This is a genomic window from Roseateles sp. T103 (genome assembly GCF_057219915.1).
Map to the genome: position 1 here is coordinate 71,998 of NZ_JBXVVS010000007.1, position 14,368 is coordinate 86,365.

The 14,368-nt window shown below is 70.1% G+C and carries 12 protein-coding genes; 8 read left to right on the forward strand and 4 right to left on the reverse strand.

Annotated elements, in window-relative coordinates; genetic code table 11:
• Nucleotides 1-222 precede the first annotated feature (222 nt).
• From AC2EBS_RS17320 to AC2EBS_RS17335, 4 genes are all read left to right on the forward strand, one after another.
• Nucleotides 223-1,104, forward strand: a complete 882-nt coding sequence (locus AC2EBS_RS17320; protein ID WP_484729703.1) for a hypothetical protein — start codon at nt 223-225, stop codon at nt 1,102-1,104.
• Nucleotides 1,105-1,220: 116 nt separating this feature from the next.
• Nucleotides 1,221-1,967: a class I SAM-dependent methyltransferase gene (locus tag AC2EBS_RS17325; protein ID WP_484729704.1), complete on the forward strand. Its 747-nt coding sequence runs from the start codon at nt 1,221-1,223 to the stop codon at nt 1,965-1,967.
• Between the two features lie 58 nt (nt 1,968-2,025).
• A complete protein-coding gene (locus AC2EBS_RS17330; protein ID WP_484729705.1) occupies nt 2,026-3,474 on the forward strand; it encodes a M20/M25/M40 family metallo-hydrolase in 1,449 nt (482 codons plus the stop codon).
• Nucleotides 3,475-3,499: 25 nt separating this feature from the next.
• Complete coding sequence (locus AC2EBS_RS17335) at nt 3,500-3,958, forward strand: GNAT family N-acetyltransferase (RefSeq protein WP_484729706.1); 459 nt, start codon at nt 3,500-3,502, stop codon at nt 3,956-3,958.
• 84 nt (nt 3,959-4,042) lie between these two features.
• Here the strand turns inward: AC2EBS_RS17335 and AC2EBS_RS17340 are convergent, their stop codons facing one another.
• Together AC2EBS_RS17340 and AC2EBS_RS17345 are read right to left on the reverse strand one after the other, a co-directional pair.
• Nucleotides 4,043-6,073, reverse strand: a complete 2,031-nt coding sequence (locus AC2EBS_RS17340) for a TonB-dependent receptor family protein (protein ID WP_484729707.1) — start codon at nt 6,071-6,073, stop codon at nt 4,043-4,045.
• A 163-nt stretch (nt 6,074-6,236) separates the two neighbouring features.
• Nucleotides 6,237-7,352 (reverse strand): PQQ-dependent sugar dehydrogenase, encoded by a 1,116-nt coding sequence (locus AC2EBS_RS17345; RefSeq protein WP_484729708.1) that lies wholly within the window; start codon nt 7,350-7,352, stop codon nt 6,237-6,239.
• A gap of 164 nt (nt 7,353-7,516) precedes the next feature.
• Here AC2EBS_RS17345 and AC2EBS_RS17350 point away from each other — a divergent pair, with 164 nt between their 5' ends.
• From AC2EBS_RS17350 to AC2EBS_RS17360, 3 genes are all read left to right on the forward strand, one after another.
• Entirely contained in the window at nt 7,517-8,164 is a 648-nt protein-coding gene (locus tag AC2EBS_RS17350; protein ID WP_484729709.1) for a LysE family translocator, read from the forward strand.
• A gap of 27 nt (nt 8,165-8,191) precedes the next feature.
• Complete coding sequence (locus tag AC2EBS_RS17355; protein ID WP_484729710.1) at nt 8,192-8,524, forward strand: DnaJ family domain-containing protein; 333 nt, start codon at nt 8,192-8,194, stop codon at nt 8,522-8,524.
• A gap of 150 nt (nt 8,525-8,674) precedes the next feature.
• Nucleotides 8,675-9,352, forward strand: a complete 678-nt coding sequence (locus tag AC2EBS_RS17360; RefSeq protein ID WP_484729711.1) for a hypothetical protein — start codon at nt 8,675-8,677, stop codon at nt 9,350-9,352.
• Between the two features lie 208 nt (nt 9,353-9,560).
• On the opposite strand, the gene AC2EBS_RS17365 is transcribed toward AC2EBS_RS17360, so the two are convergent.
• Nucleotides 9,561-10,631, reverse strand: a complete 1,071-nt coding sequence (locus AC2EBS_RS17365) for a helix-turn-helix domain-containing protein (protein ID WP_484729712.1) — start codon at nt 10,629-10,631, stop codon at nt 9,561-9,563.
• A 19-nt stretch (nt 10,632-10,650) separates the two neighbouring features.
• Complete coding sequence (locus AC2EBS_RS17370) at nt 10,651-11,607, reverse strand: GGDEF domain-containing protein (protein WP_484729713.1); 957 nt, start codon at nt 11,605-11,607, stop codon at nt 10,651-10,653.
• Between the two features lie 195 nt (nt 11,608-11,802).
• Between AC2EBS_RS17370 and AC2EBS_RS17375 the strand changes: the two genes are divergently transcribed.
• Nucleotides 11,803-14,367, forward strand: a complete 2,565-nt coding sequence (locus AC2EBS_RS17375; protein ID WP_484729714.1) for a TonB-dependent receptor — start codon at nt 11,803-11,805, stop codon at nt 14,365-14,367.
• The last annotated feature ends 1 nt before the right edge of the window (nt 14,368 follow it).

Genomic DNA, 14,368 nt, shown 5'->3' on the forward strand with positions numbered 1-14,368 from the left:
ACGATAAGTGGGCACGGAGCGCGTGGGCTGGATGAAGCCGGGGCTTGGGCTTGGCCCATGCTCCCCTGGCGCGCCCAATGCGGGTTCAGCCGGGCTCAAGGCCTTGCGAAGACGCGCACAATGCGCGCTAGAAATCGGATCGCCCGAACAACCTCGCATCAGCCGCATGCGCCTAGCTTGCGGCTACGAGAGGGACTTTTGGACAGCCTCGTTAGCCCCCATATGAGCATCTGCCGCACACTCGTCGCCGCGTTCGGCATCGTCGTCTCGGTCCCCGCGCTCGGATCTTCGTACGCGGAGGAGCCCTTTAGGACGGCAGCGATGGAGCCCGCTCGAGTCCTCGTCGAGGCTGTCGGCATCAGTAACTGGCTAAGCGCCAATCACAGTCGCATGAGTCCCGGCCAGATCCAGGGTGCACGAGAGCACCTCCACGCGTTGATCGACTCGCGGGTGAAGGAGCTTTACGCCAAGACTGGTGTTCTGATGCCCAAGGAGCCAGACCCAGTACTCGCGATGCTGTACGCCTGGGCAGGACGACTCGGCGTGTACGGCGCTGACGCCGTGTACTCAGCTGTTCGAGGCACCTATGTTGTGCAGCCGCCTCCCGGACCGCGACCACCAGAAGGCCTCACGGTCGGTCTGCAAGGAGACGCCTTGGTAGTCTCGTCCTCTGCAGGCGCTTGGCAGGTCTCAGTGCCCTATCACTTCATCATATTCGCGCTCAGCAGCGGGACCGGCCTCAATTCCAAGTGGTCTGAAGCAGCAATCGTCTCGACAGGCTCCGCCGCTGACGCGGCACCGCCGGGCTACTCGCAAGCAACCTTGGCCGTCTTCTTTGTCTCGGGTGCTGAGATCAAGTCGTTCGAATCGGAGTGGGCCAACCGGCTTCAGGTTTCTCTGGATGCCGACCGAGCTGCAGTGGGCCGGACCAAGTATCGTTCGCTCAAGGCATACGACGATCGCACTCGACTGCACAAAGAGGTGGTCTTCATTTCATCGCGGAACGGTGCCTTCGCCATCCTCTACAGCGGTCTCGACGGGACGTATCAGCAGAATCGGCCGCACTTCGCAAACTTCCTTGAGAGTCTCAAGGTGCCGGAATAGCATCGATGGGCCGCCTGAGGTCCAACATGTCGTTGCTCGCGACGTGCCATGTTTGACTTCACGCGGTCTGTTCGGCATTGCGAAGCTCAGCCACCCGGCGCTTGCCTCCCGCCTCCATGCCCCTGCCCCTCGACGCCATCTCCCGCCTCGACGCCGAAGCCCAGGCCAAGTGGCAGCGCTTCTACGCCGATCGCAGCCGGCCGGTGCCCTTCTTCGGGCTGGCGCCTGACGAGAACCTGCACGACTGGCTGCAGCGAGGCCTGATCTCGCCGGGCGCAGCGCTGGACATCGGCTGTGGCAATGCACGCAATGCGCTGCATCTGGCGCGCCAGCCAGGCTTCGCGCCGGTGCTGGGGGTGGACTACTCGGCCAGCGCGATGGCCTGGGCGCGCGAGGAGGTCGCGCGTGCCGGGCTGCCGGTGGCGCTGCATCAGGGCTCGATCTTCGAGCTGCCGCTCGCCCCGGCCAGCCTGGACCTGGTCTACGACTCGGGCTGCTTCCATCACATGGCACCGCATCAGCGCAGCGACTATGTGCGCCTGGTCGCTGCGGCGCTGCGGCCCGGCGGCAGCTTCGGCCTCGTGTGCTTTGCGCCCGAAGGCGGCAGCGGCCTCAGCGAAGCCGAGGTGTACCAGCGCGGCTCGCTGGGCGGCGGCCTGGGCTACAGCGATGCCCAGTTGCGCGAGATCTGGTGCGGGCCCGGGGGCGGCCTCGATGTGATCGAGCTTCGCCGCATGCGCGAACAGCCAGCGGCCGTTGAGCAGCTGCCGCTGTTCGGCCGCGGCTTCCTGTGGGTGATGCTGGCCCGGCGCAACGACAGGCCGGTGACTTCCCCAGCGATGGCGCGCCGGCCTGCAGGCTAAGCTAGCCGCTCCGTGAGCGCCGCTGCGCAACGACGATCAAGCCGGGCCATTCACCATCATGCACACCACTCCTTCCTGCCGCCGCATCGCGCTGGCAGCTGCCGGCCTGATGCTGGGCCTGCTCGCCAGCCTGCCGCTGTCGGCGCAGAGCTTCGAGGCCAAAGACCTGACCGCCGCCGAGGCGCTGCGCGAAGCCGGGCTGAAGAGCGCGCTCGCCTACGAACTGGTCGACAGCCTGGTGACCGAGATCGGTCCGCGCCCCGCGGGCTCTCTGAACGACCAGCGCGCGGTGGACTGGGCCGTGAGCCAGCTGCAGCGCCTGGGCCTTGCGAACGTGCGCGCGGAAGCCGTGCCGCTGCGCGCCTGGAAGCGCGGCGATGCGCATGCGCACATCACCGCGCCCTTTCCGCAGCCGCTGGTGATGACGGCGCTGGGCAACAGCATCGCCACGCCCAAGGAGGGCCTCCATGCCGAGATCGCCTACTACGCCGACCTGGATGCGCTGAAGGCCGACACCAGCGATCGCGCCCAGGGCCGCATCGTCTTCATCGACCAGAAGACCGAGCGCACGCGCGATGCGCGCGGCTACGGCCGCGCGGTCGCCGCGCGCATCCAGGCCCCGCTGGAGGCCGCCAAGCGCGGCGCGCTGGCGGTGGCGATACGCTCGATCGGCACCGACCGCGACCGCCTCGCCCACACCGGTGCGACGCGCTATGCCGAGGGCGTGACGCGCATTCCGGCCGTGGCGGTGTCGGTGCCCGACGCTGATCTGATCGCGCGCATGACGCGCTACGGCCAGCCGATCAAGATGCACCTGGCGCTGCAAGCCGAGGGTGGCATCGCCGCGGTGTCGCACAACGTGATCGGCGAGATCCCCGGCAGCGAGCGGCCCGAAGAGATCGTGCTGATCGGTGCACATCTGGACAGCTGGGACCTGGGCCCCGGCGCGCTGGACGACGGCGCCGGCGTGGGCATCGTCACTGCTGCGGCCCGGTTGATGCTGGAGGCCGGGCTCAAGCCGCGCCGCACGGTGCGCGTCGTGCTGTTCGCCAACGAGGAGAACGGCTTCGACGGCGCGCTCGCCTATGCCGAGAAGTACAAGGGCCAGGTGCACCAGTTCGTCGGCGAGAGCGATCTGGGCGCCGGCCTGGTCTATCGCTTCCAGAGCCGGGTGCGCGCCGAAGCGCTGCCGGTGATCCAGCGCATCGGCGAGGCGCTGGCGCCGCTGGGCATCGCGCCGGGCAGCAATGAAGCCACGCCCGGGCCCGACGCCGCGCTGCTGATGCGCCGCAATGCCTGGCCGGCGCTGGAGCTCAGCCAGGACGGCAGCGACTATTTCGACTGGCACCACACGCCCAACGACACGCTGGACAAGATCGATCCGGCCAAGCTGCGCCAGAACGTGGCCGCCTGGGCGGTGATGGCCTGGCTGGCGGCGCAAAGTCCGGTGGCCTTCGGGCCCATGCCGGCCGCCACGCCGGCCGTGGTGGCACCGCAGCGTCCCTGAGCGATTGGCGACCCCCAGGCCGACGATGCAAGCGCAAATCCTGCACCTGTACCAGCAGCCGCAGCACACCGAGGCGGTGGCGCGGCTGATCTACGAGGAGTTCTGGCGAGGCGTCGAGGGCGGCTATAGCGAGGCCGATCTGCTCGCCCATCTGCGCACCGCCACCGACCCCGATCGCATTCCGCTCTGCCTCATCGCCGTCGAGGACGGACGGCTGCTCGGCACCATCAACCTGATCGAGAACGACGACGCCAAGCGTCCCCACCTGCGGCCCTGGCTGGCCGCGATGGTGGTCAGCCCGGTAGAGCGGGGCCGTGGCATCGGCAGCGCGCTGGTGCGCGCGCTGCTCGCCGAAGCGCGCCGCCTGGGTCTGCCGCGCCTGTACTTCGGCACCGACGGGCCGGGCTTCTACAGCCGGCTAGGCGCGCAGCTGCACGAACAGGTCAGCGAGAGCTTCTGCATCATGCGCTTCGAGCTGGGCTGAGCCCGGCGGAATCATCGAATCAACCCGGGGCAGGGCGTGGTGCAGGCCCGCCTGCCTGCAAGCATGCATGCATGCTTGCTGACCTCAGCGTCCCAGCGTGCGCTGCAGCTGCAGGCTCAGGCGACGGCCCGGGCCGGGCTCGAAGAAGCGGCTGTTGGCCTCGTTGACGATCACGCTGGCGATGTGCCGGCGGTCGGCGATGTTGTCGGCGCGCAGCGTCAGCGTGCTGCGCGCATCCAGCTGCCAGCGCCACCAGACGGCCAGCAGTGCGGTGCCGGGCGCGGCGTCGCTGTTGCGCTCGTCCACCCAGATGCGGCTGCGGGCGCTGAGCGTGAATCCGCCCTGCCAGGGCGCGCCTTCCGCGGTGGACAGGTCCAGCCGCAGCGTGCGCGAGGGCACGCCGGGCAGGCGCGCACCGGCCGGCACGCTCAGGCTGGCCGTGGCGCAGGGCGGCGCGCCGCACACCGCATAGGCCTGGCTGACGCGGGCACTCAGCGCGGTAGCGGCCAGCGCCCAGCGCGCGCCGCTGTCACCGGGCAGCGCGCCCTGCGCCTGCAGCTCCAGGCCCTGGCGCCGCGTGCGCCCGGCATTGACGAAGGCGGCACGGCCGCCGCTGTTGCGCGCGCTGACGATCTCGTCGCGGGTGTCGGCGGCGAAGGCCACCGCCTCCAGCGCCCAGGCCTGGGCGCCGCTGCCTTGCAAGTGCTTGATGCCGATCTCGCCCTGGCGGCTGCGCTGCGGGCGCAGCGCGGTGTTCAGGCCGGCGCTGCCGTCCGGCTTGTAGGCCTGCTCGGCCAGTGTGGGCGTCTCGCTGGCCTGGCCCAGGCTGGCGAACCAGCGGCTGCGCGGCCCCAGCTTGCCCACCAGGCCCAGCGCGGGCAGCGCGGTTGGGCGGGTCAGGCTACCGCCGTCGTCGCCATTGGCCAGGAACTGATCGCGGCTGCGCAGCGCCAGACGGCCCAGGCGCAGGCCGGCGTGCAGCGTCAGTGCATCGCCGAGCGCCTGCTCGCCCTGCACATAGAGTTCGGTGCTGAGGGCAGTATTGCGCTCGTCGCGGCGCAGCGCGCCGGTGACCCCCAGCTGCGAAGCGACGAAGTTCTCATAACCGCGGCGCTGCTCGACCTGCCCTTCGAGCTGTAAGCCCGCCGTCCAGCCCTCGCCCTCGCGGCGCAGATCTAGGCCCAGCAGGCGGCGGTCCAGATCGATCACGCCGCCGGGGTGGGCGGCCGGCACCTGGCTGGCCACCGGAATGGCCTGCCACTGCCGCACCTGGCGGCCCTGCGCCCAGACGCGCAGCTGCCAGCCCTGGCCCCAGCCACCGGCCAGACCCAGCTGCTGCTGCTGCAGGCTCTTGCGGCTGTCGAAGCTCAGCGCCGCAGGCGCGGTGCTGTCGGGGTCGGCCTGCCACTGCGCGCGCGTCAGGCCCAGCGGGTCTTCGGCCGGCTGGCTCTGCAGATTGACGCGCGCGCTCCAGCCGGGCTGGAAGTCCCAGCGCGCATCGAGCAGGCTGCGCTCGGCGCCCGACTGCGGCCGCTGGCCCGCGCTGCGCCAGTGCGCCAGGCCCAGGCGCCAGGGCGAGGCCTGCGCGCCGCCCTCGGCCTGCAGGCGCAGCTGCTGCTGCTCGTCGCTGCTGGCCCAGATGTCGCCGCCCCAGCGCAGCTCGCCGCCCTGCGGCGCGCGCGTGATCAGGCTGAGTGCGCCGCCGCTGTGCACGCCGTGCAGCGCGCTGAACGGGCCGCGCAGCAGCTCCAGCCGCGCCGCGGCGTCAAGCGGATAGTGGCCCACCGCGCCGCTGCCATCGGGCGCGGTGGCCGGCAGGCCGTCGACGAACAGGCGCAGGCCGCGCACGCCGAAGCTGGCCCGCGCGCCGAAGCCGCGCACGCTGAGCTGCAGGTCCTGCGCCGCATTGCCGCGGTCGGCTGCCCAGACGCCGGGCAGGCGACCCAGCGATTCGCTGAGCTGCACGCCGGGGCCGCTGCGCGCGATGGCCTCGGCATCGAGCACGCCCACCGCCGCCGGCGCGTCCAGCAGCGGCGCATTGCGCAGGCCGCCGCTGACGACGACCAGGGGCAACTCGGCCGTAGCCAGCAGCAGGCTGGCGGCGATCGCGGACATCTCAGAACCTGTGAATGAGCCGGTCGCGTCCGAGCGGCGCGACAGGGCGGGGCCGATCTAGGCGCAAAGCGCAGCCATAGCTCGGGCTATGGCGAGCATTTGCAACGACGAGCGGGGCCGTCAGGGCGCGTCGAGCGGGCGTGAGTGGTTCTTTCACAGGTTCTCAGGGCTTCAGGCGCAGAAGGCGACCAGGCTGGTCTTCGGTGAGCACGTAAAGCAGGCCGTCCGGGCCCTGGCGCACATCGCGTACGCGGCCGATGTCGGCCTGGAAGACCTCGGGCTTGCCGACGATGCGGCCGTCGGTATCCAGCGTGAGGCGCTGCAGCTGGCGGAACTTCAGCGCACCCACCACATAGCTGCCCTGCCAGGCCGCACCGTAGGCGGTGCTGGTGATCTGCGTGAAGCCCGAAGGCGCGATCGATGGCGTCCACTGCCACACCGGCTGCTCCAGGCCGTCCTTTTTCGTCAGGCCCTCGCCGATCTTGCCGCCGCCGTAGTTCTCGCCGTAGGTGATCACCGGCCAGCCATAGTTGCGCCCGGCCTGCACGCGGTTGATCTCGTCGCCGCCCTGCGGGCCGTGCTCGTGCAGCCACAGCTGCCCCTTGGCATCGAGCAGCGCACCCTGCGGATTGCGGTGGCCCAGGCTGTAGATCTCGGGGCGCGCGCCGGCCGTCTTGACGAAGGGGTTGTCGGGGTGGGGCCGGCCGTCCTTGAGCACACGCACCACCTTGCCCATGTGGTTGTCCAGCGTCTGCGCCTGCTGCATGCCCTTGTAGCGCTCGCCCAGGGTCATGAACAGGCTCTGGCCGTCGGCGGCCTCGACGATGCGGCAGCCGAAGTGGTGGCGGCCCTCCATCTTCGGCGCCTGGCGGAAGATGACCTGCACATTCTCCAGACCCGAGCGGTCGGCCTTCAGCGTGGCGCGGGCCAGCGCGGTGCCGTTGCTGCCCTTTTCCGCGCCGGTGCCCGGCTCGGTGAAGCAGAAGGACAGCGCGCGGCTGCGCTCGAAATCGCGGTCCAGCACCAGGTCCAGCAGCCCGCCCTGGCCGGCGAAGTCCACGGCGGGCAGGCCGCTCAGCGGCGCGCTGATCTGCCCGGCGGCGCTGACCAGGCGCAGCGCGCCGGGCTTCTCGGTGACGAGGAAATCGCCACCGGGCAGGAAGGCCAGGGCCCAGGGACGGTCCAGGCCCGAGGCCACGGTGTCCACGGTCTTGGGTGCCTGGGCCTGCACGGCGGACGCGGCGGCCAGGGCGAGAAGGGCGAAGGTCAGTCGGCGCATGGGTGTGGGAGCTTGGATTGGCGAGGGCCGCATCATGCCCAAAGCCGGAACGCGGCGTGCGGCAAGGCCGCAAACCGGGTCGGCGCACAGGGGCGCTCGGCCGCACCGACGCCATAGTCAACAATCAGCCTACCCATCAGCCCCACAACACCCGCGAGTCCCTCATGCTGGGCATCCACGATCTGCCGCTGTTCATCGTCTCCGGCCTGCTGCTGAACATCGCGCCGGGGCCGGATTCCGTGCTGGTGATGACGCGCAGCGCCAGCCAGGGCTGGCGGGCCGGCAGCGCGGCCACGCTGGGCATAGGCGCCGGCATCTGCGTGCATGTGCTGGCCGCGGCGCTGGGCCTGTCGGCGCTGCTGGCCGCCAGCAGCTGGGGCTTCACGCTGGTGAAGTGGGTGGGCGCGGCCTATCTGGTCTACATGGGCCTGCAGATGCTGCTGGCACGCCAGCGCGGCGAAGCGGTGGCGGACCTGTCAGGCAGCGCGCCGGCTGCGGCCGCACCGAGCTACCGGCAGATCTTCGTGCAGGGCTTTCTCACCAATGTGCTGAACCCCAAGGTGGCGCTGTTTTTCCTGGCCTTCGTGCCGCAGTTCATCGCGCCGGATGCGCCGCACAAGGCGCTGGCCTTCATCGTGCTGGGCAGCATCTTCAACCTCAACGGCATGCTGTGGTGCCAGGCGCTGGCACTGTTCACCGCGCTGGCCAGCCGGCGCCTGCGCCTGGGCGGCGCGCTGGCGCAGTGGCTGAACCGCGCCATCGGTGCGCTGTTCGTTTCCTTCGGCCTCAAGCTGGCGCTGGCGGAGCGCTGAACGACGAAACACAAGCGGGAGGGCAGCATGGCCACACTCGACGAACAGATCGCCCGCGCGCTGGAAGACGCGCGCGCGTCCGGCGAGCTGGCCGCAGCCGAGAGCTGGGGCAAGCCGCTGGCCGAGGACGCGGGCTTAGCCGCCACGCCCGCCGAGCTGCGCCTGCCCTTCAAGATCCTCAAGAACGCCGGCTATGCGCCTCCGGAGCTGGCACTGTTCCACGAACGCGCGCAGCTGCGCGCCGCGCTCGATGCGGCCGGCGACGGCGAAGCAGCGCTGGCGCTGCAGCGCCAGCTGGCCGAGCTGGAGCAGCGCATCGCGTTGCGGCTGGAGGGTTTGAGGCGAAGCGGAAGTCTGTAGCCGGGCGTTAGCGCCGGCCACCGCCCGTACGCCTGCAAATTGCCAAGCTCGGCAGTGTCGTTGCCGGCCGACAGCTCTCTAACGCTCGGATAACGGGGCTCGCCCTAAAACCGTGGGCATGCGGCCGAGGTGGCCGCCGAGGAGGACGCGATGCCCAAGAAATGGATCCCCTGGATACACGCCGCCACCGGCGCACTGCTCGCCGCTACGTGCGCTACCGCGTCGGCAACGCTGGTAACACTGAATCTTCACGGTACCGTCGCCGGCCCCATGTCCGGCGACCTCAGCACCGGCCTGCCCATTGGTACTCAGGTAACGCTGTCATTGACGTTCAACGAGACCTTCAGCGATGGCAGCTACGACCCCGCCGACAACCTCGGGCCGGTGAGCGGCAGCGCTCAAGCAGGAAGCCTCAGCTTTGCATTCAACGGATTCAAGCCCAACGCCTACGGCTACAACTCTCAAGCGCCGCAACTCGTCACCTGGGTGTCACCCCTGTTCACCGGGACGGGGCCGGACATCAGCGGCGGACACTTCTACGGCCTGCTGTTCTCGATCACACCGGCGCTGACGCTGCTCTACGACACTTTGATGCTGGGCTATGCATTCGAGGTACAGCCAGGCGTCACGTCGCTCGCCTACTCAGAGATCCGCGTCGAGCAATACACCGTCACGCCGGTTGACCCGACCCGGGTGCCGACGCCGCCCACACTGCCGCTAGCGCTGAGCGCCTTGGCTGGCTTCGGCCTGCTAAGGCGCCGTGGGGCGGCGGCGCAGCAGCAACTCTGCTTGTCGCGCCAAGCGCGCGACGACGCCCACGGAACCTAGGAGATGCCCGGCTGGACCCGGGATGCGCTCATGCCCATGCCGCCGCTGGCGTCAATTGCGGGAACCGACTTCGTCGAAATCGACGGACGCTTCGCGCGTCAGCCCGCCAGCAGGCTCTGCAGCGCCAGCTGGCCGAGCTGGAGCAGCGCATCGCCTTGCGGCTGGAGGGTTTGAGGCGCAGCGGCAACCTGTAGCCGCCCGCCGCGTCTCAACGCGCCACCGCGCTAGGCAGCAAGCCGGTCCAGCGCTTAAAGAAGCGGCGGAAGTTGGCGCTGTCGAAGAAGCCCAAGGCGCTGGCCACCGCCTCATTGCCCTGGCCACGCGGACCGAGCAGGTACAACGCCACCCAGGCGCGCAGCTGGTCCAGCTCGGCCTGGTAGTGGCTGCCGTGCTGGGCCAGGCGGCGCTTCAGCGTCGCCGCGCTGACACCGAACTCGGCCGCCAGCTGCTCCAGCGACGGAGGCTCGGCCAGGCGAGGCACCAGACGGTCGTGCAGCGCGGCGATCAGCCCGCGGCGCGCTGCCTGGGCATCGGCGCCCTGTGCCAGCGCGCGGCGCGCAAACGCCGCCTGCCGGGCATCGCCGCGCCAGGGCTGCATGGCCCAGGCGATGTCGATGCGCATCGCGTCCACCTGGCAGTCGAACTGCAGACTCGGGCCAAGGAACACCGCATGCTGTGCGATGTCGCGCGGCGCGGTGCGGTTGAAGCAATAGCGCCAGGGCAGCGCCTGGCCGGCCAGTGCGGCGCAGCCCTGCGCCACGGCGCTCATGTGCAGGTCGACGACGAAGCCGCGCAGACTGGGCGGCAGGCCGCAGGCGTCGGTCCACACCAGCATCAGCTCCTGCTCGTCGATCAACAGCCGCGGCGCCAGCAGCGGGCTCAGGCGGCCGGACCAGCGGCACAGCTGCTGCAGCGCATCACGCAGATCGGCCGCCTGGGCCAGCGCCTGGCTGGCCAGGCCGTAATGGCCGGGCAAGAGCTGGCGACCGATCACGAAAGCCGTGTCTGCGCCACCGTCGCGGCGCAGGCCTTCGAGCAGCGCGAGCAGCTGGCGCGGGTTCAGCAGCGCCTGGCCGGGACGCAGGCCCGCGTCGGCGCACAGCGCAGCGAAAGGCAGCTCGCGGCTGCGCGCGAACTCGGCCAGCAGCACCGCCTGATCGCCCCAGGACAGGCAGGCGCTGTCGAGCTCGTAGCAGTCCGGCGCAGCGGTGGAAGCGGCCGACACCGGCAGGGCCGCCTCGTCCAGCCAGCGTGCAATGGTGAGCGTCTCGCTCGACATGGCCCTCATCGTCAGTCGCTCAAGCCAGGCGCTCGAGCAAGCGCAGCAGCAGCGCCTGCGGCGGGCCGTCGAGTTCGTCGGTGGTGGCCATCGCGCTCTGCACCGGAAGCGCCAAGCGCTCGCCATCGGGCAGCTCGTGGCGCCAAAGTTCCAGCGCGGCGCGCAGCTGCTGGTGCTGCACCGACGCGGTGGCCTCGTCGCTGCACCCCGGCAGCAGCACCAGCAGGCGGTCGCCCGCATAGCGGCACAGCAGCGCATCGGCCGGCAGGTGCAGCTGCAACAGCAGGGCCGCGGCCTGCACCAGACGGTCGGCGGCAGCCAGGCCGTGGCAGCGCGCCAGCGCGTCTACTGCCTGCCAGCCGAACATCAGCAGCGTGCCGCTCCGGCCTTCGCGGCGCTCCAGCACGATCTGCGCCGCCATGTAGTCGGCATCGGCCAACTGGGTCAGCGCATCGATGCGCCGGTGGTCGCGGAACACGCGCTCGCGCTGGCGCAGCTGGCGGTTCAGCGCCAGCTGCTCCTGTCGCCACAGGTGCAGGCCCACGGTGAGCAGCAGCATGCCCAGCGGCATCAGCGCGGATTCGAGCCAGTTGTCCCAGACGATGGCCTTGGGCAGCAGCCAGAATTCGTCGAGCAGGTCCACCCAGACGCCCAGCGCCATGCCGGCCAGACCGAGGCTGAGCCAGTTGGTCACCACGCCGGCCGGCCGCGCGGCACGCACATAGCCCAGCCACAGGCTCACCATCAGCGTGGCGCCGCCTTCGCCGACGATGTCCATCCAGCGCCACTGCGCCAGCGCTCGGGGCAGGCCCAGCTCGGCGAAGGGCCAGGCCAGCAGCGCCATCGCGAGCAGCAGCAGATGGCCGAAGTGCGCGCTGCCCAGCACCGGCGCGAAATGCAGCGGCTTGCCATCGCCCTTGGCACGCATCCAGCGGGGCAGGGCCAGGCCGGCGCTTGTCTTGTCGTCGCGATTCATGCGCGCCGATGCTAGGTCGCTTGTATGACAAACCGTCATACGTGGCGGGCATGCTGCGTGGGGGGGGTCCGAAGGGCTCAGTTCGGCGGGTCGACTGCGCTGCCGCCACTCCTGCAGCCGCACTGTCACGGCGCCGCCATCTGCGCCCGCAAGCATGGCCGGGACGCAACGAACGGACCCACCCCGGACAAGATCATGAGAACCGCATTCCTCCGACGCACTCAAGCCCCACAGCTGCCCCGCCTGAGCCTGCTCAGCCTCTGCCTGGCTCTGGCCTGGACCGCCCAGGCCCAGCCCGCCAACGCCGACAAGAAGAGGCAGGCTGACACCGAGGAGAACAAGCTCGCGACCGTGGTCGTGGTCGGCCAGGGCGCCAGCCTGCGCAGCGCGCTGGACAAGCAGCGCGCTGCCCTGGGTGTGGTCAGCGTGGTGCATGCCGACGCGATCGGCGCGCTGCCCGACAACAACGCCGCCGAGGCGCTGGCCCGGCTGCCGGGCGTCTCGGTCGAGCGCGACCAGGGCGAGGGCCGCTTCATCCGCGTGCGCGGCATGGGCCCCGACTACAACGCCGTCACCATCAACGGCGCCACCGTGCCGGCCTCCGAGGCCGACCGCCGCGCGCCGGGGCTGGACGCGGTGCCGGCCGGGCTGATCCGCTCGCTGGTGGTGGCCAAGACGCTGACCCCGGCGGACGATGCCAACTCCATCGGCGGCAGTGTGGCCGTGAACACGCTGTCGGCCTTCGATCTGCCCGGCCGGCTGTTCAGCGTCGAGCTGGGCGGCAACCACGACGCGAACGCGGGCAAGACCCGACCCCGCGGCTCGCTGACCTTCGCCGACCGCTTCCTGGGCAACACGCTGGGCGTGGCGCTGTCGGTCTCGGCCGACCAGCGCCGCTTCGCCAGCGACAACGTCGAGACCGGCGGCGCCTGGGACGGCGACAAGCTGGAGGAGTTCGAGCTGCGCCGCTACGAGATCCTGCGCGAGCGCATCGGCGCCGCGATCAACCTCGACTACAAGCCGGTTCAAGGCCAGCATTACTACCTGCGCGGCTTCGCCAGCCAGTTCGATGACAGCGAGACCCGCCAGTCGCAGGCGGTCGAGTTCGACGATGCGCAGGCCAGCGGCGCCTTGGGCAAGGCCACCGTGCTGCGCGGCCTGAAGTCGCGCGACGAGAACAACCGCAGCAACTCGCTGGTGCTGGGTGGCAACTTCGCGCTGAGCGACTGGCAGCTCAATGCCGAAGCCGGCCAGGGACGCGCCAGCGAGGGCAAGCCCGATGCGCTGGCCTCCTCGTCGTTCAAGTCGTCGTTCGACGCCGTGGGCTTCAGCGGCACGCAGCGACCGCAGCTGGTGGGCCCCGCCGGCCTGGCCGCGAGCAGCGGCTACACGCTGGACAAGTTCAAGATCGAAGACTCCAAGGCCACTGACCGCGTGCAGCATGCCAAGCTGGATCTGCAGCGCGAGTTCGAACTGGCGGGCGGCGCCGAGCTGGAGCTCAAAACCGGCCTGAAGGCCACACGCCGCGACAAGCGCAATGAGCAGGAAACCCTCGCCTACAGCGCCAAGAACCTCACCAAGGCCGGCATCGCCAAGGGAGCGCTGGCGATGGACCAGTTCCTCGCCGGCGGCGCGGTGGTTGACTATGCCTGGGGCAGCTTCGGCCCGGCACTGAATGCCGACGCGCTGCGCCGCCTGGTGTCAGGTCTTGACCCCGCCAAGTTCCGCGACGCCGTGGACTCGGCCACCAACGACTTCGCGATGCAGGAAGACGTGGACGCCGGCTATGCCCAGCTGCGCTGGGAGCAGGGCGGCACGCAGCTGCTGGGCGGTCTGCGCTACGAGCGCATCAGCTTCAGCGCCCAGGGCTTTGGCGCGCTGGATGATGTGCTCAGCCCCACCAGCGCCAACACCCGCAGCAGCCATTGGCTGCCCGCGCTGCTGCTGCGCCAGGACCTGGCCGGCAAGAACACGCAGCTGCGCGCCGCGCTGACGAATTCGGTGCTGCGCCCCACCTTCGGCCAGCTCTCGCCCGGCCGCGTGGTCGATGGCGACGAGGCCGAGCTGGGCAACCCGCTGCTGAAGCCGCTGCGCTCGCGCAACTTCGATCTGGGCATCGAACATGCGCTGGGCCGCGACGGGCGCGAGGGCGCGGTGTCGGCCTATCTGTTCCAGAAGAACATCAAGGACTTCGTGTTCCAGACCGATCTGGCCGGCAGCAAGGGCTGGGAGGCCTTCAGCGCCGTGCACAGCTACGCCAACGGCGACAAGGCCACGGTGCGCGGCCTGGAGCTGGCCTACAGCCAGCTGCTGCGCCAGCTGCCCGTGCCGTTCAACGGCCTGATCGTCGGCGCCAACGCCACCTTCGTCGACTCGAAGGCGCGCATCGGCGGCTACGACGGCGGCGTGTGGAAGTCGCGCGAGATCGCGCTGCCCAGCCAGTCGGACCACACCGTCAACCTCAGCCTCGGCTGGGAAGGCCATGGCCTGAGCACGCGCCTGGCGCTGAACCGCAAGTCGCCCTATATGCTGGAGGTGGGCGATGTGTTCGATGCCGACAAGGACCTCAAGGTGGACAGCCAGAAACAGCTGGACTTCGCGCTGCGCTACCAGCTCAACCGCCGCGTGGAGCTGAGCTTCGAGGCGCTGAACCTGGCCAATGCGAAGTACTACGTCTACCAGGCCGACAAGGCCCGCAATGCGCAGTACGAGCAGTATGGTCGCAGCTTCAAGATCGGCGTGAAGGCAGCGCTGTTCTGAT

Bases quoted from the DNA above. Each gene is read 5' to 3' on its own strand.
- AC2EBS_RS17320 (WP_484729703.1), top strand. From the start codon at position 223: ATGAGCATCTGCCGCACACTCGTCGCCGCGTTCGGCATCGTCGTCTCG.
- AC2EBS_RS17325 (WP_484729704.1), top strand. From the start codon at position 1,221: ATGCCCCTGCCCCTCGACGCCATCTCCCGCCTCGACGCCGAAGCCCAG.
- AC2EBS_RS17330 (WP_484729705.1), top strand. From the start codon at position 2,026: ATGCACACCACTCCTTCCTGCCGCCGCATCGCGCTGGCAGCTGCCGGC.
- AC2EBS_RS17335 (WP_484729706.1), top strand. From the start codon at position 3,500: ATGCAAGCGCAAATCCTGCACCTGTACCAGCAGCCGCAGCACACCGAG.
- AC2EBS_RS17340 (WP_484729707.1), bottom strand. From the start codon at position 6,073: ATGTCCGCGATCGCCGCCAGCCTGCTGCTGGCTACGGCCGAGTTGCCC.
- AC2EBS_RS17345 (WP_484729708.1), bottom strand. From the start codon at position 7,352: ATGCGCCGACTGACCTTCGCCCTTCTCGCCCTGGCCGCCGCGTCCGCC.
- AC2EBS_RS17350 (WP_484729709.1), top strand. From the start codon at position 7,517: ATGCTGGGCATCCACGATCTGCCGCTGTTCATCGTCTCCGGCCTGCTG.
- AC2EBS_RS17355 (WP_484729710.1), top strand. From the start codon at position 8,192: ATGGCCACACTCGACGAACAGATCGCCCGCGCGCTGGAAGACGCGCGC.
- AC2EBS_RS17360 (WP_484729711.1), top strand. From the start codon at position 8,675: ATGCCCAAGAAATGGATCCCCTGGATACACGCCGCCACCGGCGCACTG.
- AC2EBS_RS17365 (WP_484729712.1), bottom strand. From the start codon at position 10,631: ATGTCGAGCGAGACGCTCACCATTGCACGCTGGCTGGACGAGGCGGCC.
- AC2EBS_RS17370 (WP_484729713.1), bottom strand. From the start codon at position 11,607: ATGAATCGCGACGACAAGACAAGCGCCGGCCTGGCCCTGCCCCGCTGG.
- AC2EBS_RS17375 (WP_484729714.1), top strand. From the start codon at position 11,803: ATGAGAACCGCATTCCTCCGACGCACTCAAGCCCCACAGCTGCCCCGC.